General features: G+C 67.9%; 19 protein-coding genes. 12 read left to right on the top strand and 7 right to left on the bottom strand.

The annotated features are described in order from the left end of the window. Nucleotides 1–45 precede the first annotated feature (45 nt). On the bottom strand, nt 46–606 hold the full coding sequence (locus AMYHA_RS20415) for an ABC transporter permease family protein (RefSeq protein ID WP_157362277.1): 561 nt from the start codon (nt 604–606) through the stop codon (nt 46–48). 323 nt (nt 607–929) lie between these two features. On the opposite strand from AMYHA_RS20415, the gene AMYHA_RS20410 reads away from it, so the two are divergent. After that, a complete protein-coding gene (locus AMYHA_RS20410; RefSeq protein ID WP_034273626.1) occupies nt 930–3,233 on the top strand; it encodes an MMPL family transporter in 2,304 nt (767 codons plus the stop codon). A gap of 92 nt (nt 3,234–3,325) precedes the next feature. On the opposite strand, the gene AMYHA_RS20405 is transcribed toward AMYHA_RS20410, so the two are convergent. Further along, nucleotides 3,326–5,596: a (Fe-S)-binding protein gene (locus AMYHA_RS20405; protein ID WP_034273623.1), complete on the bottom strand. Its 2,271-nt coding sequence runs from the start codon at nt 5,594–5,596 to the stop codon at nt 3,326–3,328. A 157-nt stretch (nt 5,597–5,753) separates the two neighbouring features. Then, complete coding sequence (locus tag AMYHA_RS20400; protein ID WP_051400124.1) at nt 5,754–6,350, bottom strand: hypothetical protein; 597 nt, start codon at nt 6,348–6,350, stop codon at nt 5,754–5,756. A gap of 378 nt (nt 6,351–6,728) precedes the next feature. On the opposite strand from AMYHA_RS20400, the gene AMYHA_RS20395 reads away from it, so the two are divergent. From AMYHA_RS20395 to AMYHA_RS20350, 10 genes are all read left to right on the top strand, one after another. Further along, nucleotides 6,729–7,517 (top strand): electron transfer flavoprotein subunit beta/FixA family protein, encoded by a 789-nt coding sequence (locus tag AMYHA_RS20395; protein WP_034273620.1) that lies wholly within the window; start codon nt 6,729–6,731, stop codon nt 7,515–7,517. A gap of 30 nt (nt 7,518–7,547) precedes the next feature. Then, a complete protein-coding gene (locus AMYHA_RS20390; RefSeq protein WP_034273617.1) occupies nt 7,548–8,507 on the top strand; it encodes an electron transfer flavoprotein subunit alpha/FixB family protein in 960 nt (319 codons plus the stop codon). Nucleotides 8,508–8,666: 159 nt separating this feature from the next. Next, on the top strand, nt 8,667–9,434 hold the full coding sequence (locus AMYHA_RS20385; RefSeq protein WP_034273616.1) for a GNAT family N-acetyltransferase: 768 nt from the start codon (nt 8,667–8,669) through the stop codon (nt 9,432–9,434). Continuing rightward, on the top strand, nt 9,435–10,247 hold the full coding sequence (locus tag AMYHA_RS20380) for a lysophospholipid acyltransferase family protein (protein WP_034273614.1): 813 nt from the start codon (nt 9,435–9,437) through the stop codon (nt 10,245–10,247). It begins immediately after the preceding gene. A gap of 90 nt (nt 10,248–10,337) precedes the next feature. Next, on the top strand, nt 10,338–11,543 hold the full coding sequence (locus AMYHA_RS20375; protein WP_034273613.1) for a cysteine desulfurase family protein: 1,206 nt from the start codon (nt 10,338–10,340) through the stop codon (nt 11,541–11,543). 5 nt (nt 11,544–11,548) lie between these two features. Then, a complete protein-coding gene (gene mnmA, locus AMYHA_RS20370) occupies nt 11,549–12,640 on the top strand; it encodes a tRNA 2-thiouridine(34) synthase MnmA (RefSeq protein ID WP_034278151.1) in 1,092 nt (363 codons plus the stop codon). A 109-nt stretch (nt 12,641–12,749) separates the two neighbouring features. Continuing rightward, complete coding sequence (locus tag AMYHA_RS20365; RefSeq protein WP_034273611.1) at nt 12,750–13,784, top strand: uroporphyrinogen decarboxylase/cobalamine-independent methonine synthase family protein; 1,035 nt, start codon at nt 12,750–12,752, stop codon at nt 13,782–13,784. 131 nt (nt 13,785–13,915) lie between these two features. Further along, nucleotides 13,916–14,605: a hypothetical protein gene (locus AMYHA_RS20360; RefSeq protein WP_034273608.1), complete on the top strand. Its 690-nt coding sequence runs from the start codon at nt 13,916–13,918 to the stop codon at nt 14,603–14,605. A gap of 9 nt (nt 14,606–14,614) precedes the next feature. Then, nucleotides 14,615–16,732 carry an NAD-dependent DNA ligase LigA gene (gene ligA / locus AMYHA_RS20355; protein ID WP_034273605.1) on the top strand — a complete coding sequence of 706 codons (2,118 nt, stop codon included), beginning with the start codon at nt 14,615–14,617 and terminating at the stop codon, nt 16,730–16,732. Beyond that, on the top strand, nt 16,725–17,291 hold the full coding sequence (locus AMYHA_RS20350; RefSeq protein ID WP_330760625.1) for a GNAT family N-acetyltransferase: 567 nt from the start codon (nt 16,725–16,727) through the stop codon (nt 17,289–17,291). The genes ligA and AMYHA_RS20350 overlap by 8 nt, the downstream gene beginning before the upstream one ends. 123 nt (nt 17,292–17,414) lie before the next feature. Here AMYHA_RS20350 and betT read toward each other — a convergent pair whose 3' ends face one another. Genes betT through AMYHA_RS20335 form a run of 3 tightly spaced genes read right to left on the bottom strand, consistent with a single transcriptional unit; the run spans nt 17,415 to nt 22,676 of the window. Further along, nucleotides 17,415–19,493 (bottom strand): choline BCCT transporter BetT, encoded by a 2,079-nt coding sequence (gene betT / locus AMYHA_RS20345; protein WP_034278147.1) that lies wholly within the window; start codon nt 19,491–19,493, stop codon nt 17,415–17,417. Between the two features lie 4 nt (nt 19,494–19,497). Further along, nucleotides 19,498–21,156 carry a choline dehydrogenase gene (betA, locus tag AMYHA_RS20340; protein WP_034273602.1) on the bottom strand — a complete coding sequence of 553 codons (1,659 nt, stop codon included), beginning with the start codon at nt 21,154–21,156 and terminating at the stop codon, nt 19,498–19,500. A gap of 29 nt (nt 21,157–21,185) precedes the next feature. Then, nucleotides 21,186–22,676 (bottom strand): aldehyde dehydrogenase family protein, encoded by a 1,491-nt coding sequence (locus AMYHA_RS20335; RefSeq protein ID WP_034273599.1) that lies wholly within the window; start codon nt 22,674–22,676, stop codon nt 21,186–21,188. 157 nt (nt 22,677–22,833) lie between these two features. On the opposite strand from AMYHA_RS20335, the gene AMYHA_RS20330 reads away from it, so the two are divergent. Further along, nucleotides 22,834–23,421: a TetR/AcrR family transcriptional regulator gene (locus AMYHA_RS20330; RefSeq protein WP_034273596.1), complete on the top strand. Its 588-nt coding sequence runs from the start codon at nt 22,834–22,836 to the stop codon at nt 23,419–23,421. Nucleotides 23,422–23,470: 49 nt separating this feature from the next. Here AMYHA_RS20330 and AMYHA_RS20325 read toward each other — a convergent pair whose 3' ends face one another. Further along, nucleotides 23,471–24,124, bottom strand: a complete 654-nt coding sequence (locus tag AMYHA_RS20325) for an ACT domain-containing protein (protein WP_034273594.1) — start codon at nt 24,122–24,124, stop codon at nt 23,471–23,473. Nucleotides 24,125–24,287: the final 163 nt, after the last annotated feature.

Below are 24,287 nucleotides of genomic sequence, written 5' to 3'. Positions count from 1 at the left end.
AGCAGGGACCCGGCCGGTGCCGGGCCCCTGTCACTACTGCGCCGGTTACTCGGAGCGACTCCGCCCCGTCGAGACCGACTCTTGCGTGCGCGCGGCCTGCTCCTCACCGCGCGGCGCCGGTGCGGTCCGCCCGTAGGCCTCCTCGTGCGCTTCCGGTGGCCGTGTCAGCGTGCCGCCGATGGCGCCACCGACGGCCGCCGCCACCAGGCCGATGAGCAACGCGAAGAAGGATGCCCACGCCGGTCCGGTGCCGATCTCCGGCAGCGGTGTCGTGAACACACTGAACAGTCCGAACGCGGCGGGCAACGGGAACAACGTGGTGGCGGCCAGGATCAGCCCCCATGCCGTGAACCCGTGGAAGACGCCGTGGCCCGTGCTCTTGATGCCGGACAGCAGGCCCGCCGCCAGACCGGCCACGAACAGGGCAATGACTGCCGACGCGAAGTTGTACCAGTGGATGTTGGCGGAGATCGCGCCGATGTTTCCGCCGAGTGCGACCCAGAACGCCGCCAGCAACACCATCAACCCGAAACCGAGGATGGTACCCGCGAGTACTGCGCCCCACCGGATCAGAACAGGACTGGTGTAGTTCTGCCTCGTTGTCATGCCCAGCACCCCTTCTCGTGTGGGAATTGGGTCACCTCCGGTTACCCGCGGGGAAAGGTGGCAAAACGACCGTGCGGAGCGGAGTGGGCAGAGCCGACATCGGCTCCGGTGTCCCGCCCGGTGGTCGAGATCACGTGCCGCTTTCTCAGTCCCATCTCAGCTTCGGCGGCGCAGGTGAGGAAGATTCACCTATGCTCGCGCCCGACTTGGGGTCTTCCTGGGGTGAACATCAGGGCCATCCCTGATGTCTGGCAGATCGCTTGAACGCCACGATGTGCGCGTTATCCGGTTTTTCCTGCGAGGGCTGTGAAAAGGAGTTCCACGTGTCCGTCTACCTGTACCGGTTCGGCAAGCTCGCCTACCGGCGCAAATGGGTCGTGTTACCGATCTGGCTCGTCCTGCTGGTCGGTCTCGGCGCGTTGGCCAGCGTCGTCTCCCAGCCGATGGAGGACGACTTCACCATGTCGGGCCTGCCCTCGGAGCGGGCCACCGAGATCATGGACGAGCACTTCCCCGGGATGTCAGCCCAGTTCGACTTCGACGCCGTGACCGGCACGTACGTCATCGGTGCTCCCGAGGGGGAGCAACTCACCGACCCGGAGAACAAGCAGGCCATCGACGCGCTGATTCGCGAGTTGAACGGCTTGGACATCGTCGATCACAGCACGCCGCTGGTGAACCCGGTCGACGCCGCCGCGGAGATGGGCTGCCTCACGCCCGAGCGCGAGGGGCAGGAGTTCACGTCGCGGTGCTCGGGGGCACCGCTGAACGTGCTCGCCGACGAGCGGCCGGACTCGGTCGCGCTGCTCGACGTGCCGTTCACCATCGACAGCTGGCAGGACATCACGGAGGCCGATCGGGAGGCGGCCTATGCGGCTGCTGACGTCGCCCGGGATTCCGGTCTCCAGGTGGAGCTCAGCGGTTCCATCGCGATGCAGCAGGAAGAACCGGGCGGCACCGCCGAGATGATCGGCATGGGCATCGCTTTCCTCGTCATGATCATCGCGTTCGGAGCGATCGTGGCGTCGTTCGTGCCGATCATCACCGCGATCGTCGGCCTCGGCGCGGCCACCGCCACGATCATGATCGGGACCTCGGTGATCGAGATGCCGAGCTTCACGACGTTCCTCGCCTCGATGATCGGGATCGCGCTGTCCATCGACTACGCGCTGTTCATCGTCTCGCGCTACAAGCACGAACTGCATGTCGCGCCGAACCAGGAGGAAGCGGCCGGTCGCGCCGTCGGGACCGCGGGTACCGCAGTGGTCTTCGCCGGGCTGACGGTGATCATCGCGTTGTCCGGGCTCAGCGTCGTCGGCATCGAGTTCCTGACGTTCATGGGTCTTGGCGGGGCGCTCGCGGCGGCGTTCGCCGTACTGGTGGCGCTGACGCTGATGCCCGCGCTGCTCGGGGCGTTCGGGCGGTTCCTGTTCAAGCCGAAGATCCCGTTCGTAGCCAAGCACGATCCTGAGGACGACAGCTACGTCACCAACGGGCAGCGGTTCGCCCGGCTGATCGCCAAGGCACCGGCGCTGACGCTGACCGCGGGCATCATCGTGCTCGGCCTGCTCGCCGCGCCCGCGCTGAACCTGAGCCTCGGCTTGCCCGGTGACGAGAGCGCGCCCGAGGACAGCACCGTGCGGCAGGCGTACGAGCTGCGCACCGAGGGCTTCGGAGAGGGTTCCAACGGCGTGCTGATGGTCGCCGTCGACCTCACCGACACCCCGGAGGGGCTGCGTGACCAGGCGCTCGGTGAGCTACGGAGTGAGCTCGAGTCGTACGACACCATGGATTACGTCGTCGGCCCACGTCCCAGTGAGGACGGTAAGGGCGCGCTGTTCCAGGCGGTGCCGCTATACGGGCCGAACAACCAGGAGACCAAGGACTTGGTCACCGATGCGCGTGACGCCGAGGAGAAGCTCGCGGCGAAGTACGGCATGGTCTATGGCGTCACCGGCACCACCGCGATCTACGCCGACATCGACGACAAGCTGCTCGGCTCGATCGTGCCGTACATGGCGATCGTCGCCACTGCCGCGTTCCTGCTGCTGATCCTGGTGTTCCGGTCGATCTTGGTGCCGCTGACCGGGGCGCTTGGCTTCTTGCTGTCGATGGCCGCGACGTTCGGCGCGACTGTGCTGATCTTCCAGGAAGGTACGTTCGGGCTGGTCAGCGACCCGCATCCGATCGTCAGCTTCCTGCCGATCATGTTGATCGGGCTCGTGTTCGGCCTCGCGATGGACTACCAGGTGTTCCTGGTGACCAGGATGCGTGAGGAGTACGTGCACGGCCGCTCGCCGAGGGACGCCATGATGCACGGGTACCACCACGGTGCCCGCGTCGTCACGGCCGCCGCGATCATCATGATCTCGGTGTTCAGCGCCTTCATGCTGGAGGACGACATCGCTGCCCGGTCGATGGGCTTCGCGCTCGCCGCGGGGGTGTTCTTCGACGCCTTCATCGTCCGGATGGTGATCATTCCGTCGTTGCTGACGCTGCTCGGCCGCTGGGCCTGGTGGCTTCCGGCGTGGCTGGACCGCATCGTGCCCCGCGTCGACATCGAGGGGGAGAAGCTGCGCGGTCCAGCGGAGTCCGAGGAGCGTGAGCTGGTCAGCGCTGGGCGGTAGCGGCTCACGACGTGAAGTGTGGATCTTGAGGCGTTTTGGCTGCTATAGCGACCAGAACGCCTCAAGATCCACCGTTTCGGAACCCTTTCCCGTCAGCCGTCGCTGTCCGACGTCGACTCGCCAGACGTCGTCGAGGCGGACGCGGTCTTGTCGTTACGCTTGACGGACTCCAACAGGAGCTGCGAGACGTCCTTGACGCCGACGTTGCTGCCGACGTTCTCGCTGGAGCGTTGCGTCAGCCCGTCGGAGACCATCACCTTGCAGAACGGGCAACCGGTCGCGACGGTGCCGGCGGCGTCGCCCTGCGCGCCCAGCGTCTCGATCGCCTCATCGACGCGCTCCAGGTTGATGCGCTTGCCGATGTGCTCTTCCATCCACATCCGCGCGCCGCCCGCGCCGCAGCACAGCGAGCGATCGGCGTGCCGGGGCATCTCGGCGTGGGTCATACCGGTCGCCTCGATCAGATCACGCGGCGGGGAGTAGACCTTGTTGTGCCTGCCCAGGTAGCACGGGTCGTGGTAGGTCACCGACGGCCCGCCGCCGTCGGCGGGCGGCTTGACCGGGGTGAGCTTGCCGTCCCGCACCAGCTTGTTCAGCAGCTGGGTGTGGTGGACGACCTCGTAGTGGCCCTCCAACTGCGGGTACTCCCTGCCGAGCGTGTTCAGGCAGTGCGGGCAGGTGGTGACGATCTTGCGCTGCACCGGCTCGCGGTTCTCGAACACGCTGTTCAGCATCTCGACGGTTTGCTGCGCCATCATCTGGAACAGGAACTCGTTGCCAGCCCGGCGCGCGGAGTCGCCCGTGCAGGTCTCCTCCTTGCCGAGCGTCACGTATTTCACGCCCGCCAGGTTCAGCAGCTCCGCCGTGGCCTGCACGGTCTTCTTCGCGTTGTCATCGAACGCGCCCGCGCAGCCGATCCAGAACAGGTACTCGGTGTCGGGGTCCAAGGACTCCCCGGCAGCGGCATCCAAGACCGGGACCTCGAAGTCCAGTTCCTTGGCCCAGTCCATCCGCTCGGAGTTGTTCTGGCCCCACGGATTGCCCTTGTTCTCCATGTTGCGGAACAGGGTGCCCAGCTCACTGGGGAACTCCGACTCGATCATGACCTGGTAGCGGCGCATGTCGATGATGTGGTCGACGTGCTCGATGTCGACCGGGCACTGCTCGACGCAGGCACCGCAGGAGGTGCACGCCCACAGCACATCCGGGTCGATCACGCCGCCCTGCTCGGCCGTACCGACCAGCGGGCGTGCGGCTTGGTCCGGACCGGAGCCCATCACCCGTTCGAAGCCGGACTCCGGCACGCCGTGGCCGTTGTGCCCGTTCGGCTCGATGGTGACCGAGCCTTCCTCGGGCGCTTCCTTGCCTTCGATCAGGTACGGCGCCTTGGCGTTGAGGTGATCACGCAGGTCCATGATCACGAGCTTCGGCGAGAGCGGCTTGCCGGTGTTCCACGCAGGACACTGGCTCTGACACCGGCCACACTCGGTGCAGGTCTCGAAGTCGAGCAGGCCCTTCCAGGTGAAGTCCTCAACCTTGCCGCGACCGAAGATGGCGTCCTCGTCGGGGTCCTCGAAGTCGATCTGCTTGCCGTCGGACTCCATCGGCAGCAGTGGGCCGAGGCCGTCCGGCATGCGCTTGACCGTGACGTTGATCGGCGCGAGGAAGATGTGCAGGTGCTTGGAGTGCAGCACGAAGATCAGGAACGCCAGCATCACGCCGATGTGGGCGAGCAGGCCGACTCGGTCGAGCACGAAGTTGACGTCCTCACCCAGCGGCTCCAACAGGTTGCCGACGCCGAGCGAGACGAACGCGCCGCTGTCGTACGGGAAGTGGCCCGCCGCCGAGGCCGCGCCCCGGAACAGGAACATCGTCCAGATGACGTTGAAGATCATGAACAGCGTGATCCACGCTCCGCCGAGGTGCGAGCCGTAGAACCGGGACGCGCGCTGCTGGCGCTCGGGCGCTTGGCGCAGCCGGATCACGGTGAACACCACCAGCGAGGCGAACACCGCGACCGCGATGAAGTCCTGCAGGAAACCGAGTGCCGCCCAGTCACCGACCAGTGGGATGGCGAACGACTTGTCGAACAGCGCTCCGTAGGCCTCGAGGTAGACCGTGGCGAGGATGACGAAGCCCCAGAAGGTGAAGAAGTGCGCCAGTCCGGGTATCGACCATTTCAGGAGCTTGCGCTGACCGAAGACCTCAAGCAGGTGCGCCTTGACGCGCTCGCCAGCGCCGTCCGTCCTGCCAGGGGCCGGCTGGCCGGACATGATCAGGTTCTTCAGCCACAGCACGCGCTTGGCCGCGAACCCAAGACCGACCACGGTCATGAGCAGGCCAAGGATCAGCGTTATGAGCACAGCGCCTCCGCATCACACAATCTGTAATTGCGCCAACGTAGCGCGCCGTTGGCGCTCGTGTGAAGTGAGACACGGATGGTGCCGCTGCTCCAGCAGCGTTATCACCACCAGCGGTGATACCAGCGGCCGGAATTCATCACCCGCCGCTACCAGGCGTTCAGTCCCGGGTGGGTCTACGCGGCAGGCCGGAGTAGTAGTGAATCGCGTGGGCCGCACAGCGCATCTTGCGCACCAGCCAGTACTTCCGGAACAGCGTGGGATTGCGGAGCTTGTCCGGGTGGAGACCGAGGCGTTCGTAGTGCTTGGCACCGAAGTGCCGCTCCTTGACGCCTTTGACGAACTGGTCGGTGGCCCAGCCGAGCCAGGCGCGTCGTAGTGCGATGCCGTAGTGCTCGACGTCGTCGGCGCTCGCTCCATTGGCCGTGCTGTTCGGAGTTGTGTGGCACTTGCGCATGCGGTTGCAGAACCGGTGCAGCACGCGAAGCGGCGCGTCCGGGTCGGTGGCGGCGGCAGGCCCGTCGGTGTGCTCGACGACGCCGTAGCCCGGGTGGCGATGGTCGCCGTCGGTGCGGACGGGCAGCTCGCAGTACGCGCAGGTGTAGCCGTCCAGCCAGGGATGCACGCAGCCCTCGACGTGGTCGTTGAGCCATGCGGTGTCGTCTCGATGCGCCGCGAGTATTTGGGCGGAGAGCGCGTGATCGGCGAGTGCGGTCGTACCTGATTGAGCTGATGCGTGCGCGGTCTCCAACCCCATGGACCGGTCCTCTCGTTCGGCAGCCTGAATAGTGTGACGATCGCCACGTCAGGTTGTCAACGAGAACCGATTGACGTGCGCCGACGAGAGGCGTAAAGAACCTGCACGAAAGTGCAGCAAACTTTTTGGACGATAGTCCAAGGAAAACACGCATCCAGGTGAAAGCTGTCACCCCGGCGTTGCCGACGCGCGAAAGACGCCTAATCTACCGGTCAGTAAGGCCAAGGAGCGGGCGTCGTCCGATGCGTCCAGAGAGCGGATTCACCGCCGCGCGCTTAGGTTGAGTGCGGGAGTGCGTGACACCGCAGAGACGAGCACCAGCGCCGCGCGACCGGCAACGCCGGGGTGAGGCAGAGATACGGAGGTCGAAGAGGACCCATGACCAACATCGTTGTCCTGGTCAAGCAGGTGCCTGACACCTACTCGGAGCGCAAGCTCGCCGAGACTGACCACACGCTTGATCGCGAGTCCGCCGACGCGGTGCTCGACGAGATCAATGAGCGCGCCGTCGAAGAGGCGCTGAAGATCAAGGAGGCCGGCGAGGGCGAGGTCACCGTCCTGTGTGTCGGCCCCGACCGCGCTACCGACGCCATCCGCAAGGCGCTGTCGATGGGTGCGGACAAGGCCATCCACGTCTCCGACGAGGCGCTGCACGGCTCCGACATCCTCGCCACCGCCAAGGTCATCGCCGCGGCCATCGGCAAGGTCGAGGGTGTGGACCTGGTCATCGCCGGTAACGAGTCGTCCGACGGTGGCGCCGGTGCCGTCCCCGCGCTGCTCGCCGAGCTGCTCGGCATGCCGCAGCTGACCTACGCGCACCACGTCAGCGTTGAGGGCTCGGCCATCAAGGTGGACCGCGAGACCGCTGACGAGGGCATCACCCACCTCGAGGCGAACCTGCCCGCGGTCGTGTCGGTCACCGAGAAGATCAACGAGCCGCGCTACCCGTCGTTCAAGGGCATCATGGCGGCCAAGAAGAAGCCGGTCGAGACGCTTACTGTCGCTGACCTTGGCCTCGACGCGGGCGAGGTCGGCCTCGACAACGCCTGGTCCACGGTGTCGGAGGCCGCGCCGAAGCCGCCGCGTACGGCTGGCGAGAAGGTCGAGGACGACGGCGACGGCGGCACGAAGATCGCCGAGTACCTGGTCGGCCAGAAACTTATCTGACGAGCTGCGGCGAAGAGGAGGAAAACAACCATGGCTGAAGTCCTGGTACTCGTCGACCACGTTGACGGCGAGGTCAAGAAAGTCACCACCGAACTGCTGACCGCGGCTCGTGCGCTTGGTGAGCCATCGGCCGTCGTTGTCGGCGCGCCCGGCACGGCTGGCAAGGCGAAGGAGACGCTGGCGTCCTTCGGCGCGGCGAAGGTCTACGCCGCTGAGTCCGACGACGCGGCGTCCTACCACGTGGCCCCGAAGGTTGAGGTGCTCGCCGCGCTGGCGGAGAAGACGTCACCCGCTGCGGTGCTGGTCGCCGCGACGCCGGAGGGCAAGGAGGTCTCTGCTCGCCTGGCGCTGCGGACTGGCTCCGGTCTGCTCGTCGACGCCGTCGGCGTCGAAAGTGACGGCACGGTCGAGCAGTCCATCTTCGGTGGCGGCTTCACCGTGAAGTCGAAGTCCACCAAGGGCGCGCCGGTCATCTCCGTGCGTCCCGGCAGCGTCGACGCCGAGCAGGCGCAGGGCGCGGCCGCTGAGGAGAGCGTCGACGTCCCCGCCGTCGACGCCGCGAAGGCCGCCAAGGTCACCGGTGTCGAGCCGGTCGTCGGTGGCGACCGGCCGGAGCTGACCGAGGCCTCGGTCGTCGTCTCCGGGGGTCGTGGTGTCGGCAGCGCCGAGCAGTTCTCCGTGATCGAGGGTCTCGCGGACGCGATGGGCGCCGCCGTCGGCGCCTCACGTGCCGCCGTCGACTCCGGCTACTACCCCGCGCAGTTCCAGGTGGGCCAGACCGGCAAGACGGTCTCGCCGCAGCTGTACATCGCGCTGGGCATCTCCGGTGCTATCCAGCACCGTGCCGGTATGCAGACGTCGAAGACGATCGTCGCGGTGAACAAGGACCCCGAGGCACCGATCTTCGAGATCGCCGACTACGGCATCGTGGGTGACCTGTTCCAGGTCGCTCCGCAGCTGCAGGAGGAAGTCGCCAAGCGCAAGGGCTGACGCTCCGGCGAGTTGACGCGAAGGGCTTCTTCGGGACGCATGACGTCCTGAAGGAGCCCTTCGTGCTGTCTGGAGCCTCACCGCACGTTCACGCGCTGTGCACCGCATGCCTGTCGTGTCACCAAGTGCGGTTCATGGCCGGCCCGTACATCTACGGGCATGACATCTTCACTCCTGCTTACCAGCACGGATGACACCGAGAACGCGCCTCCGCGCTACTCGCTGCGCGTCGCGCGCGGTACCGACGAGGTCGTCGCCGCCCAACGACTCCGCCACCACGTGTTCGCCGGGGAGATGGGCGCCCGGCTGGCCAGCCCGGTCGACGGCCTCGATGTGGACTTCTTCGACTCCTACTGCGACCACCTCGTCGTCCGCGACGACGCCTCGGGCGCGGTCGTCGGCACCTACCGGATGCTGCCGCCGGACAGGGCCGCGCTGGCCGGTGGCCTCTACGCCGACGCCGAGTTCGACCTCACCGCGCTCGACCCGCTGCGGGAGAGCCTGGTCGAGACCGGTCGCTCCTGCGTGCACCCTGACCACCGCAGCGGCGCCGTCGTCAGCCTGGCCTGGGCAGGTATCGCGCGCTACATGCTGTTGTCAGGACACCGCTACCTCGTCGGATGCGCGTCCGTGCCACTCGCCGACGGGGGCGCGCTCGCCGCTGGCGTCTGGGACACGGTGCTCGCCAAGCACTACGCGCCAGCCACCCAGCGCATCAGGCCGTTGTATCCCTGGGACGATTCCGGCGTCCCACGTCGGCAACGGCCGATGCTGCCGCCACTGCTGCGTGGCTACCTGCGGCTGGGCGCGCGGGTGTGCGGCCCGCCCGCGCATGACCCCGACTTCGGCGTCGCGGACTTCTTCGTGCTGCTCGACCTGCACCAGCTCAACGACCGCTACCTCCGTTACTTCCTCGGAGCCGGGTAGATGCGCGCCCACCCGTGGATGCCAACCTCGCCGTGCGGGCCGAGCTGTGTCGACACCGCGCCGAAAGTTGGCGTGCTCAGGGTGCTCGTGCGGGCGATTCGGCTGCTCGGCGCGATTGCCGCGGCCGTGCTGCATCGGACGCCACCCAGTCAGCGGTGCGTCAGGGTGCTGCGGGCGTGCGGGGCGCGGCTCGTGGTGCATGGCGAGCTGCCGCCATCAGGACGTGGCGCGCTGGTTGCCAGCAATCACATCTCCTGGCTGGACATCCTCGCGGTCAACGCCGTCACCCCGATGCGGGCGCTGGCGAAGGCCGAGATCGCGTCGTGGCCGGTGGTCGGCGGTCTCATCGCGCGGGCGGGGACGATCTTCGTCGACAGGGAACGCCTCTCGACACTGCCCGCCACCGTCGCGGAGTTGGCCGCCGCGCTGCGGGCGGGCGCGCTGGTCAACGTCTCCGCCGAGGGCACGACGTGGTGTGGCGCGGCGAGCGGGCGGTTCGTACCAGCGCCGTTCCAGGCGGCCATCGACGGCGGCGTCCCGGTGCGGCCGGTCGCGTTGCGCTACCGGCTCGCGGGCGGCACCGAGACGACCCGGCCCGCGTTCCTCGGCCCGGACTCGTTGCTGGCGTCCGTCCGGCGGGTGCTGCGGCTGCGCGGGCTCGTCGTCGAGGTCTTCGTGTGCGACGAGATCGCGCCGGGACGTGCTCGCGACCGAGGGGAACTCGCGCGGCTGACCGAGGCCGCCGTGCACTCCGCCCTCGGCCGCGACGTCGTGGCGCCGGTCGGCAGGGACGTACCCGTGCCGGCGCGGTGAATGACGCCTTCGCGGCGTTGGGTGTGGTGCAAGCGTCATACCGCGCACCACGCGCCGGCGCGCTGCCGCCCCGGTTACCCTTGAAAGGCGATGACCTACCTTGACCACGCGGCGACCACCCCGATGTCGCCGCGCGCCGTTGCGGCGATGACCGAGGCGCTGTCGGACACCGGCAACGCCTCGTCGTTGCATTCCTCGGGCAGGCGTTCCCGCCGCAGGGTCGAGGAGGCCCGCGAGGCCATCGCCGAGGCGCTCGGCGCGCGACCGTCCGAGGTGCTTTTCACCGGTGGCGGCACCGAGAGCGACAACATCGCCGTCAAGGGCATCTACTGGGCACGTCGTAAGGCCGACCCTGCCCGCACCCGGGTGTTGGTGTCGTCCGTGGAGCACCACGCCGTGCTGGACAGCGTCGAGTGGCTTGCCGAGCACGCGGGTGCCGAGATCACCTGGCTCCCGGTCGACGCGACCGGTCAGGTGCTGCCGGAGACTGTTCGCGCCGCGATCGAGACCAACCCGGACGACGTGGCGTTGGTCACCGTCATGTGGGCGAACAACGAGGTCGGCACCGTCAACCGCATCGCAGGCATCGCGGAGGTCTGCGCGGAGTTCGACGTTCCGCTGCACACCGATGCGGTGCAGGCCGTTGGCGCGGTCGATGTCGATTTCGCCGCGAGCGGGGCCAGCGCGCTCACCCTGACCGGTCACAAGCTCGGCGGCCCATACGGTGTCGGCGCGTTGCTGCTGGCGCGCGACGTCGAGTGCACGCCGCTGCTGCACGGCGGCGGCCAGGAGCGCGACGTGCGGTCCGGCACTCTCGACGTCCCCGGCGTGCACGCCTTCGCGGCGGCGGTGCGGGAGGCCACCACCGACATCCCTGGGCGCGTCGCCGACCTGAGCGCGCTGCGAGACGCACTCGTGGGTGGCGTGCTGGAGCAGGTGGACGATGCCGTGCTGAACGGCGCGCCGCTCGACAGCGATCAGCGGCTCGCGGGCAACGCGCACTTCAGTTTCCCCGGCTGCGAGGGCGACAGCCTGCTGATGCTGCTCGACGCCAAGGGCATCGAGTGCTCCACCGGCTCGGCATGCACGGCCGGGGTGGCACAGCCGAGTCACGTGTTGCTCGCGATGGGCGTCGACGAGCAGTCGGCGCGCGGGTCGTTGCGGTTCTCGCTCGGCCATACTTCGACCAAGGAAGACGTCGACGCGCTGCTCGCGGAAATCGGCGGGGTCGTCGCACGGGCACGCAAGGCGGGTCTTACCGGTAAGCAGAGCGACGCCGAGGGGGTGCGCACATGAGCAAGATGACGGTGCTCGCCGCGATGAGTGGCGGCGTTGACTCCGCCGTCGCGGCGGCGCGCGCGGTTGACGCGGGGCACGAGGTCGTCGGCGTGCACCTGGCGCTGTCGGCCAAGCCGGGTACGCTGCGCACCGGCGCGCGCGGCTGCTGCACCATCGAGGACTCCCGCGATGCCCGCCGGGTAGCCGACCTGCTCGGCATCCCGTTCTACGTGTGGGACTTCGCCGAGCGGTTCCGCGAGGACGTCATCGAGACGTTCGTCGGGGAGTACGCCGCTGGCCGGACGCCGAACCCGTGCGTGACCTGTAACGAGAAGATCAAGTTCGAGGCGCTGCTCGAGAAGGCGATGGCGCTCGGCTTCGACGCGGTCGCCACCGGCCACTACGCGCGGCTCGCGATGGTCGACGGCGTGCCCGAACTGCGGCGCAGCGCCGACGCGGGCAAGGATCAGTCCTATGTGCTCGCCTCACTGACCCCGGAGCAGCTGCGGCACGCGATGTTCCCGCTGGGCGACTCGGAGAAGTCCGACGTGCGCGCGGAGGCCGAGCGGCGTGGGCTGATGGTCGCGAGCAAGCCGGACAGCCACGACATCTGCTTCATTCCGGACGGCGATACGAAGGGGTTCTTGGAGTCGCGGCTCGGCTCGCGGCCGGGCCAGCTCGTCGATGACGAGACCGGTGCGGTGCTCGGTGAGCACACCGGGGTGCATGGCTTCACCGTCGGGCAGCGCAAGGGGCTCGGCATCGAGGCGCCCGCGCCCGATGGCAGGCCGCGCTACGTGCTCAGCCTCGAGCCGGTGTCCGGCACCGTGACCGTCGGCTCGGGCGACAAGCTCGGCGTCACCAGGATCGACGCAGATCGTCCGGTGTGGCCGAGCGAACGTTCGCTCGACGGCCCGACCGAGTGCGTGGTGCAGGTCCGTGCGCACGGCGGCACCGCGCCCGCCGTCGCGGAATGCGTTGGCGACGGCGTGCGGGTTGAGCTGCGAGAGCCGCTGAAGGGTGTCGCGCCGGGGCAGACGATCGTGCTCTACCGGGAGGATGCCGGCGGCGACCTGGTGCTTGGCGCGGCGAAGATCGCCTCGACCGCGGCGTGAGCGGTGTCGCGAAGGGCTTCTTCGCGACACCTGACGTCCCAAAGAAGCCCTTCGCGACACCCAGCGCGCCCTCCGCGCCACCATCGGCGGTCCGCGAGACACTAGAGGCATGCGTGAGTTTCCCTGGCCGGTGGCAGCGGCGACCGGTATCGGCTCGATGCCCGGCACCGACTGCGCGGACTCCGTCGCGACCGTGTTCGGCGAGCTGCCCGAGTTCCCGTACCAGCCCGAACTGCCGGACCGCGGATTCGGCGCGGACATGCTTGGCAGAAGCGCCGCACTGCTTGTGGACCTCGCGGTGGAGTCGATGCCGACTGGGTACCGGGTGACGTCTCGTTCTGGTCGCGAGCACCGACGCGCCCAGGACCTGCGGCGTTGGGATCTCGACGCGATCGAGCAGGCGGCGCACACGGCGGGCAATCCGAGTGTGATCAAGACGCAGGTGGCGGGGCCGTGGTCGCTCGCGGCAGGGATTGAGCTGCCACGCGGTCACCGGGTGCTGACCGATCACGGCGCGGTGCGCGAGTTCACCCAGTCGTTGATCGAGGGCGTCACGGCACATGTCAAGGAGCTGGCCGCGCGCACCGGCGCGACCATCGTGGTGCAACTCGACGAACCGACCTTGCCCGACGTCCTCGCGGGCACCCTGCCGACCGCGTCTGGATACGGCACGGTGCGCTCGGTTCCGGGGCCGGAAGCACGGGCGCTGCTGGCGTCCATGATCGATGGCTGCGCTGACGCAACCGGCGCGCCTGTGATCGTGCACTGCTGCGCCCGCCGTCCGCCGATCGGACTGATGCACCACGCGGGGGCGGGTGCCATCGCGATCGACGCGACCCTGCTCGACGGCGCGCCGGCGACCACATTGGACGCCATCGGCGAGGCGTGGGACGGCGGCGTGGCCTTCCTGCTTGGGCTGGTGCCCGCCCTCGAACCGGCAGAACGGCTCGACCTGCGCGGCGTGGCCGAGCCCGCGCTCCAGCTCGTCGACCGCATCGGCTTCAGTCGTACGATCCTGCGAGACCAAGCCGTCCCGACACCGACCTGCGGCCTCGCGGGCGCCAGCAACGCCTGGGTCCGTCGCGCGCTCGCACTCACTCGCGACCTCGGGCACGCTTTCGCGGAACCCCCGGAGTCCTGGTAGCCGCCTGCGTGCGTCGTGTCCCGCGTTCGGGACGCCGTGTTCTGCGCTCAGGACGCCGTGTTCCTCGCTGCCGATGTGACTTCGCCCGTTCCGCCCCCAGCTGACATCGGCGGCGCGTACGGTGGGCGGTCATGGGATGGTTCCGACGGTTCCGGCGGCAGCCCGAGATCATCGATGAGCGCCCGGGGGAGCCGGAGCAGGTCGCGCGAGAGTTCTGGCAGCGATGGCACGAACTGCTGCCCGATATCAGCGCCGCGCTCGGGGACCGCGAGCCGCAGCGGTTCGAGCACGACCTGACCGAAGCCGTCGCCGCGATGCACCCGGACCTGCAGTTCTCCGTCGACCGGGGGCAGCGCGCGATCTACTCCCTCGTCGTCACCGGTCAGGAGGACCCTGCGCTGCGGCCCTACACCGATGCCTGGCTGGCTGCCGCACCGCATGAGGACGCCATCTGGGAGTACCACGATTCGGTGCCTCCTGTGCCCGATCCGAGTGAGGTCACCGTCAACCTTGGCGCGCACCAGATCGCGCTCGCCGACGTCCGGATCGTCGCCCAGGTCGACGAGGCGAGCGGTGCCGTTGACGTCGCTGTGCACCACCCAGAGCTGGCCGAACTGGAGCCACGCGCGCGGGAGGCACTGACCTTCCTGCCGCTGGACGCGACGCTGGGGGAGCGGCTGGCCGCCCGCTGGCTTGGCAGGGTCGAGACGGCGGACAACGCGCCGGAGAACGCCATCACTCTTCTCGATCTGCGTGAGCTGGTCCACAGCCTTGATGCGGGCACCGCAGGCGAGGGCGAGGCTGTCGGTGGTGCTGGCTAACCTGGTGACGTGAGCGAGGAAGCAGCGGCCGTAACGGCCGATGGGGTCGAGAACGTCCCCGCCGACGTGCGGGAACGGCATGCCGAGCTGGCTGAGGAGATCCAGGTCCACCAGTTCCGGTACTACGTGGCGACACCAACCATCTCCGATGCCGAGTTCGACTCGATGATGGCCGAGCTCGAGCGGATCGAGCAGAAGTATCCGGCGCTGGTGACGCCGGAGTCGCCGACACAGCAGGTCGGCGGCACGTACTCCACCGAGTTCGAGACGTACGACCACCTCGAACGCATGCTCAGCCTGGACAACACCTTCGACTCGGACGAGCTGAGCGCGTGGCTCGATCGGGTAGAGCGTGAGGCGGGCGCTGACGCGCACTATCTGTGCGAGCTCAAGATCGACGGCCTCGCGATCAACCTGCTGTACGAGAATGGTCGCCTCACCAGGGCTCTGACCAGGGGTGACGGCCGCACTGGCGAGGACGTCACGTTTAACGTGCGCACCATGGACGACGTCCCGCTGCGGCTCGCCGAGAGCGACAAGTTCCCCATCCCGGACGTCCTTGAGGTGCGCGGTGAGGTCTTCTTCCGGGTGGACGACTTCGTCGAGCTGAACGCGAAATTGGTCGAGGCGGGCAAACCGCCGTTCGCGAACCCGCGTAACACCGCGGCTGGATCGCTGCGGCAGAAGGATCCGAGGATCACCGCGAGCAGGCCGTTGCGCTTGATCTGCCACGGTATCGGCAGGCGGGACGGCTTCGAGCCACAACGGCAGTCGGAGGCCTACGAGGCACTGGCGGCGTGGGGCCTGCCGGTCTCGCCGCACACCACGGTCCTCGCCACCCGCGATGAGCTGTTCGACCACATCAGCTACTGGGGTGGCCGCCGCCAAGACGCGCAGCACGAGATCGACGGCATCGTGATCAAGATCGACGAGGTGCCGTTGCAGCGCAGGCTCGGCACGACGTCGCGTGCGCCGCGCTGGGCGATCGCGTACAAGTACGCACCAGAAGAGGCGATGACGACGCTGCTCGACATCAGGGTGAACGTCGGTAGGACCGGCCGGGTCACCCCGTACGCGGTGATGGAGCCGGTCAAGGTCGCCGGGTCGACGGTGGCGATGGCCACGCTGCACAACGCCAACGAGGTCAAGCGCAAGGGCGTGTTGATCGGCGACCGCGTGGTGATTCGCAAGGCGGGTGACGTCATCCCCGAGGTGCTGGGGCCGGTCGTGGATGTCCGCACCGGTGACGAACACGAGTTCGTCATGCCCACCGAGTGCCCGGAGTGTGGCACCACCCTACGGTATGAGAAGGAAGGCGACGCCGACATCCGGTGTCCGAACACCCAGTACTGCCCCGCACAGCGGCGGGAGCGACTGTTCCACATCGGCAGCCGGGGCGCGTTCGACATCGAAGGGCTCGGGTACGAGGCGGCGTCAGCGCTGGTCAACTCCGAGGCGATCGGTGACGAGGGCGACCTGTTCGACCTCGACGCAGAGACGCTGAAGGCGGTCGATCTGTTCCGCACCAAGTCGGGCGAGCTATCTGCCAACGGTGAGCGATTGCTGGCCAACTTGCAGGATGCCAAGGAACGTCCACTGTGGAAGGTCCTTGTCGGTTTGTCGATACGCCATGTGGGGCCGACGGCGGCGCAGGCGTTGGCTCGAGAGTTCGGCTCCATTCCGGAGATCGAGAACGCCGATGAGGAAGCATTGGCTGATGTGGACGGTGTCGGTCCCAGGATCGCGAGTGCGGTGAAGGAATGGTTCGCCGTCGACTGGCACCGCGAGGTCGTGCGCAAGTGGGCCGAGTCCGGGGTGCGGATGGCCGATGAACGGGACGAGTCCATCCCTCGCCACCTGGAAGGTCTGTCCATTGTGGTCACCGGATCACTGCCGAGCCTCTCCCGCGACGAGGCCAAGGAAGCCATCATGTCCAGGGGAGGCAAGGCCGCGGGGTCGGTGTCGAAGAAGACCGCGTTCGTCGTCGTCGGTGACGCGCCGGGCTCCAAGTACGAGAAGGCCTTGTCGCTCAAGGTGCCGGTGCTGGACGAGGACGGCTTCCGCGTGCTGCTCGACCAGGGCCCGGACGCAGCACGCAAGGTCGCGGAGGTCACCGAGGATGAGTGAGGACTGCTCGCAGGTCCGAGCCATGGACCCTGAGGACTGCTCGCAGGTCCGGACCATGGCGCCCGAGATCACCATCCGCCCCGCGCGCTACGACGAGGTGGACGCCACCGCCGAGATCGCCGTCTCTGCTTATCGCGCTGAGGGGCTGCTGGACGACGACAGCCACTACGAGGCGGTGCTGCGAGACGCGACGACGCGCTACGAGCAGGCCGAACTGCTCGTCGCTGTGGACGGCGACGACACCATGCTCGGCACGGTCACTGTCGCACCGAGCGGGACGCCGCTGTCGCAAATCGCGGGTGACGGCGAACTGGAGTTCCGCATGCTGTCGACGTCGGTCGCCGCGCGCGGCAGGGGCGTCGGCGAGCTGTTGGTTCACGCCGTCATCGACCGGGCGCGCGAGTTCGGTTGCCACAGGGTGGTGCTCTGCGTGGTGGACGAGAACGCCAAAGCCATTCGGCTTTACGACAGGCTTGGCTTCGTCCGCTTGCCCGAGCGCGACTGGAAACCGGTGCCGGACGTTCGACTGATCGCGTTTGGTCTCGACGTCGACGGCTGATGCGTCGGCCGACGTCATCATGCATACGAACGACGCCCCTGCCGCCGGGTGCGCGGCAGGGGCGTCGTCATGTGCGCGGGGAGCGCGTCCAGCCGGGGTGGCTGGGTCAGGGGTCCAGCCGGGTCAGCTGGGTTCGGGCAGTGCCGCACCGCCGATCTCGCGATGCAGCCGCAGGTACTCCAGGTGTCGTTCGTACTGGTCAAGGATGTCGCCGATGAGCTGATCCTTGCTGTAGTCCATGACGTCGTAGCCCTGGCCACTGTCGCCGAGGTAGACCTCGAACCGGAAGTAGGTGTCGTCGGTGACCGAGCGCATCGCGAACGATGGCGTCGGGACCTCCCTCGGCCACACGCGGTAGACGAACGTCTCCTCGGGCTCCATCGGCACGGTCAGGCTGAGGTGCTCGATGCGGCTGTCGTCGAGGCCCTCGGTCACCGTCGCCTCGGCACCCTGGGCGCGCAGTTCCTCTGCGACGTCCTCGAACGCCGGGCGGGCGGCGTCGTTGACGAACCGCTGTGCCGCGCGCTTGCCCGGGTAGTTCATCACCCGAGCCAGCCGCTGCCGCCAGCTGCGGTGTACGCCGCGCGGCTCGATCGTGGTCCGCTCCGACAGTGTGGCGGGCAGGCTGGACAGCATCGCGTCCTCGCGGATGCTCTCCTTGCGCAGCGCCTTGTAGAGACCCCACATCACCAGGAACATCACGAACGAGAACGGCAGCCCCATGATGATGGTGGCGTTCGTCAGCGCGCTGACGCCACCGACAAGCAGCATCGCCAGTGTCAGCAAACCAGTCGCCGATGCCCAGAAGATCCGCAGCCACGGCGCGGCGTCGGTCGTCGGGGTGCGCAGGTGCGAGCTGAGGTTCGCCATCACCAGCGCGCCGGAGTCGGCCGACGTCACGTACAGCAACAGCCCGACGAGGACGACGAGTCCGGCGCTGAAGCTCACACCAGGGTACTGGCTGAGCAGCGCGAAGAAGCCCTCCTCAGGGGCGGATACCGCGGTCTCGCCGAACTCGGCGTTACCGTCGCGGACCAGCCGCAGCGCCGCGTTGCCGAACACCGACAGGAACGCCAGCGTGAACAGGAACGGCACGATCAGCGTCGCGGACACGAACTGCCGGATGGTGCGGCCGCGCGAGATCCTGGCAAGGAACAGCCCGACGAACGGTGCCCATGCGATCCACCATGCCCAGAAGAACAGCGTCCAGGCGTTGAGCCACTCGGTCGGCTGCTCGTAGGCGAAGGTGTTCAGCGTCATGCTTGGGAACCGGCTGAGGTAGTCGCCGATGTTCATGATCAGGCCGTTGAGCACCCGGATCGGGCTCTCGAAAATCGCCACGTAGACCATCAGCACGATGGCGAGCACGACGTTGAGCTCAGACACCCGCCGGATGCCCTTGTCGACACCGGCGACGGCGGACACCGTGGCCATCAGGACGGCGATGACGATCAGCCCGATCTGGGCGGCCACGCCCTGCGGCACGCCGAACATGAAGTTCAGGCCGTAGTTGAGCTGCACGACACCGATGCCGAGCGAGACGGCGATGCCGAAGATGGTGCCGAGCATGGCGGCGAGGTCGACGCCGTCACCGATGGGGCCGTGGATGCGCTTGCCGATCAGTGGGTACAGCGCCGATCGGATCGCCAGCGGCAGCCGGTGCCGGAACGCGAAGTAGCCGAGCACCATTCCCATGAGCGCGTACATCGCCCAGCCGGTGATGCCGTAGTGGAACAGCGTCCACACCACGCCCTGTCTGGCGGCCTCGATGGTCTCGGGGCTACCGGTCGGTGGGTCGAGGTAGTGGGTGACCGGTCCGGCCACCGAGAAGAACACCAGGTCGATGCCGATGCCGGCAGCGAAGAACATCGCGCCCCAGGCGAACAGGCTGTAGTCCGGTGTGGAGTGTTGTGGCCCGAGCTTGATCTTGCCGTATCGAGACGCGGCGATGAAGATGACGAACACCAGGAACAGCGTCGCCGCGAGGAAGTAGTACCAGCCGAACCAGGACGAGATCCACCCGACGCCCGTGCCGATGACGTCGGCGGCGCCGTCCGGCGTGATGATCGCCCAGATCGAGATCGCGAGGATCACGGCGGCCGAGCCGAAGAACACGACCGGCTTCAGCGCGCGATCTTTGGTGGCTGCCGCCTCCGGTTCCTTCGCCGCGGTATCCGTTGGTGGGTTAGTACTGCTACTCATGGCGTCACTTCTCCTGTTCGCGGTGGCGGTAGTAGTCCACAGTGGATGGAGGTAGTGGGGTATTGCCCTGAATCAGGTCGGCTGCCTTTTCGGCGAGCATCATCACCGGGGCGTAGATGTTGCCGTTGGTCAGGTACGGCATGGCCGATGCGTCGACGACGCGCAGTCCCTCGGTGCCGTGCACCCGCATCGAATCGGGATCGACGACGGACATCTCGTCGATGCCCATCTTCGCGGTGCAGGACGGGTGGTAGGCGGTCTCGGCGTCCTTGGCGACCCAATCCAGGATCTCGGCGTCGCTCTGCACGCCGGGGCCGGGCGAGATCTCCCCGCCGTTGAAGTCCGCGAATGCGGGCTGCGCCATGATCTCGCGGGCGACGCGGATCGCCTCGATCCACTCCTTGCGATCGTTCGGCGTCGAGAGGTAGTTGAACCGCAGCGCGGGCTTCTGCTTCGGGTTCGTCGACGTGATCTTCACGGTGCCGCGCACATCTGAATACATCGGTCCGATGTGGACCTGGTAGCCGTGCTCGGCGTCCACCGGCGTGCCGTCGTAGCGCACCGCGATCGGCAGGAAGTGGAACATCAGGTTGGGGTAGTCCACCTCGTCGTTACCGCGGACGAAGCCGCCCGCCTCGAAGTGGTTGGTCGCGGCGGGCCCGGTGCGGCCGAACAGCCACTGCAGCCCGATCTTCGGCCGGTTGTGCAGCTTGAGCGCGGGGTTGAACGAGACCGGCTGGGTGCACGCGTGCTGTACGTATGCCTCGAGGTGGTCCTGCAGGTTCTCGCCGACGCCGCGCAGCCCGCTGACGACGTCGATGCCGAACCGGCGCAGCTCGTCCGGGTTGCCGACACCGGACAGCTGCAGCAGCTGCGGCGTGTTGATCGCGCCGCCGGAGAGGATGACCTCGCCCGCTCGCACGGTACGGGTGACGCCAGCCCTGCGGTACTCGACGCCGACCGCGCGGTTGCCCTCGAACAGTACGCGGTTGACGTGCGCGAGGGTGCGTAGCGTGAGGTTCTTGCGCCGCTTGACCGGGTGGTAGTACGCCCGCGCCGATGACCAGCGACGGCCGTTGTTGATGTTGCGGTCGAAGCGGGCGAAGCCCTCCTGCTGGTAACCGTTGACGTCGGAGGTCACCGGGTGACCCGCCTGCTTGGCCGCCGACAGGAAGGCGCCGAACAGCGGGTTCTTCGCCTCACCACGCTCAAGCACCAGCGGGCCGTCGTCGCCACGCCAGTCGTCGCCGCCCTCGGTGCAGGTCTCCATACGTTTGAAGTACGGCAGGCAGTGGGCGTAGTCCCAGTTCTTCATGCCGGGATCGGAGGCCCAGCGCTCCAGGTCCATCGGGTTGCCCCGCTGGAAGATCATGCCGTTGATGGAGCTGGAGCCGCCGAGCACCTTGCCCCGGCCGTGATAGACCTGGCGGCCGCCCATGTAGGGCTCCGGCTCGGACTCGTAGCGCCAGTCGTAGAGCGGGTTGCCGATGATCATGGTCAGCGCGGCTGGCATGTGGATGAACGGGTCCCAGATCCAGTCCGGCCTGCCCGCCTCAAGCACCAGCACGCTGGTGTTCGGGTCTGCCGACAGCCGGTTGGCGAGCACACAGCCCGCCGAGCCGCCGCCGACGATGACGTAGTCGTAGTGCTCTGCAGTCCTCATGTCCGATGATTCGGACCTGCTAGCAGTCCTCATGCCGCATCTCCTTCGGGACCCGCGAACCAGCGCATCGGCGCCGGGCGGATGTTCTGGTAGATGTGCTTGGTCTCCCGGTACTCCTCGAGTCCGGATGGGCCGAGCTCGCGCCCGATACCGGACTTGCCGAAGCCGCCCCACTCCGCCTGCGGCAGGTAGGGGTGGAAGTCGTTGATCCAGACGGTGCCGTGCCGCAGCGCGCCAGCGACCCGCTGCGCGCGGGAGGCATCGGAAGTCCACACCGCCCCGGCCAGGCCGTACTCGGTGTCGTTGGCCAGCCGGATCGCCTCGTCCTCGGTGTCGAACCGCTCCACCGTGACGACGGGGCCGAACACCTCATCCTGCACGATCCGCATCTCCCGGTCGCAGTCGGCGAACACCGTTGGCCGCAGGAAGTAGCCGTCGGCCAGCTCCGGCTCGGTCGGCCGGTGGCCGCCGACGACCAGTCGTGCGCCCTCGGTCTTGGCTTCTTCGATGTGGCGCTCCACCTTGTCGCGGTGCTCGGCCGAGGACAGCGGACCGCACTCGGTGGCGGGGTCGAGGCCGTCGCCGAGCCGGATCGCGTCGGCGCGGCGCGCCAGTTCCGCCACGAACTCGTCGTGGATGTCGGATTCCACGATGAGCCGCGAGCCCGCCGAGCAGACCTGGCCGGAGTGTGCGAACGCCGCCATCAGCGCGTAGTCGACAGCGGTGTCGAAGTCGGCGTCGGCGAACACGACGTTGGGGTTCTTGCCGCCCAACTCGAGTGCGACGCGCTTCACGCCCTCAGCGGCCATCGCCATGATCTTCTTGCCGGTTTCCAGACCACCGGTGAAAGAGACGAGGTCGACGTCAGGGTGTGACACCATCGGCGCGCCGACGTTCGCGCCGCCGCCGAGCACCAGATTGACCACGCCCGCCGGTACGCCGGCCTCCTCAACGAGGCGCATCAGCTCGATCGTGGTCAGCGGCGTGACCTCGCTGGGCTTCATCACGACAGTGTTGCCCGCCGCCAGGGCTGGCGCGAGCTTCCACGACATCTGCAGCAGCGGGTAGTTCCACGGTGCGATCAGCGAGCAGACGCCGACCGGTTCGTGCACCACGCGGCTGATGACGCTCGCGTCGCCGGTGTCGACGACGCGGCCCGCCTCGTTGTCGGCGAGGTTGGCGTAGTAGCGGAACACCGAGGTGACGTCGTCGACGTCGACCCTGCCCTCAGCCATCGTCTTGCCGGTGTCGAGGCTTTCGGTGCGGGCCAGGTGTTCTTTGTCACGTTGCAGCAGCCGCGCGATCTCGCGCAGCAGCTCGCCGCGTTCCCGCGCGGTGGTGGCGCGCCAGGGGCTGTCGTCGAAGGCCCGGCGGGCGGCGGCTACGGCGGCGTCGACGTCTTTCTCGTCCGCCTCGCAGACGGTGGCCAGTTCGGCGGCGTTCGCCGGGTTGAGGACGACGCGCGCCGGGGCCGTTCCCGTCGTGTCGACCCAGCGGCCGTCGATGAACAGCTCGCGCATGGGGCTGGCTCCTCCAGTGGTTGCTGGCATCGGATGCGTACAACCGTACACAAGATGTGTACTGGCGTCCACAACTGGGGCAAGATACGGTGGTCATCGGAAGGTTTACGAGGGCTTTCAGGGACGTTCAGCGGCAGTGAGGGGACAACACAGAGTCATGACGACAAGCGAGGTGCCCGCCAAGCGCAGGCAGCGCGGCCCGACGGACCCCGACCGGCGAGGCCGCATCGCGCGGGCGGCCATCAAGGTGATTGGCGAGCAGGGGGTCGACGCGCTCACCCATCGGAGGGTGGCCGCCGCGGCCGAGGTGCCACTCGGCTCGACGACGTATCACTTCGCGACCCTGGACGACCTGATCGCGGCGGCACTTCAACATGCGGCCGACCGCAGCGTCGCGCAGCTCAGGGAGTGGGAGCGCGCCCTGCCACCGGACGCCGATCTCGCCGAGGCGCTCGCCGACTTCGTCGTCGACTCGGTCAGTGTCAATCGGGGGGACACCATGGCCGAGTACAACCTCTATGCGCTCGCGCTGCACCGCCCCCGGCTGCGTAAAGCCGCCGTCGACTGGGACCGCGCGCTCGCCGACGTCCTCAGCGAACGCACCGACCCGGTGACCGGTCGGATGCTTGGCGTGTTGCTGTGCGGACTGCTGATGCAGGCCGTGCTCAGCGACGAGCCGGAGGACAGGGCACAGCTCGTCACGCTGCTACGCAGGGCGCTCGACGGAGGCGCCGCAGCGGGGTAGCGGCCCCCGCAAGTCGGAACTCGCGGTCCCGTAACGCGGAACTCGCGGCTCAGCCGTCCAGGACGACGGAGACGATCCCCGCCAGGTGCGCCAACCTGGCCACCTCGGCGGCGCGGAACTGCGGGCCGCCCGGCCTGCCGACGAGCAGTGCCCGGTCCGGCTTGCCCAGCGGCGTCGCGGCCAGCTCAGTGCCCAGCTCACGCCAGGTCGACGGGATCCAGTCGTCCTCAGCGTCCAGGATCGTCGCCCGTTCGAGTGGTAACCAGGGGAGTTCGGTGATCGGCGCCTCCGGGGCGGCGCTGGATGCCGCGAGTCGCACCACCTCGTTGTCGCGGTGGCCGACGACCAGTGCCCACCCCGATCGGATGATCCTGGGCACCCCGTCGGCGAGCAGCGTGAGCCCTTCCTTCGGGCTGCCCGCGATCTCCTCGACCAGCTCCAGTTCACGGTGTGTGTCGAGCACACCGGCGTAGGGCCGGACAGCGTCGACGACGACGCCTTCCACGCTCTCCGCCGCTGTGATCAGGGCGTCCGGCAGGCTGCCTGCCGGGAGGTCCACGACGAGATCGTCGACGGCGACGCCGCCGGAGCGCTCAACGACGTCCACGCTGAGGATGTCCGCGTCGACGATGCCGAGCGCCGAAGCGACCGCGCCGAGCGATCCTGGGCTGTCCGGGAGCTGCACCCGGATCAGAAAAGACAACGTGAACCTCTTCCCTGGTGTGTGAGGACTGCTTGCAGGTCCGAACCATCGGACGGTGAGGACTGCTTGCAGGTCCGAGCCCTCGGGTACTGAGGACTGCTCGCAGGTCCGAACCATCGGATCCTGATTGCCGCAGCGAATTGTTCCAGACTGTCACGCGGGA

Origin of the sequence: Haloechinothrix halophila YIM 93223, assembly GCF_000504245.1 — a bacterium.
Taxonomy (GTDB): domain Bacteria; phylum Actinomycetota; class Actinomycetes; order Mycobacteriales; family Pseudonocardiaceae; genus Haloechinothrix_A; species Haloechinothrix_A halophila.
This window is presented reverse-complemented; position numbering and strand designations above follow the sequence as displayed.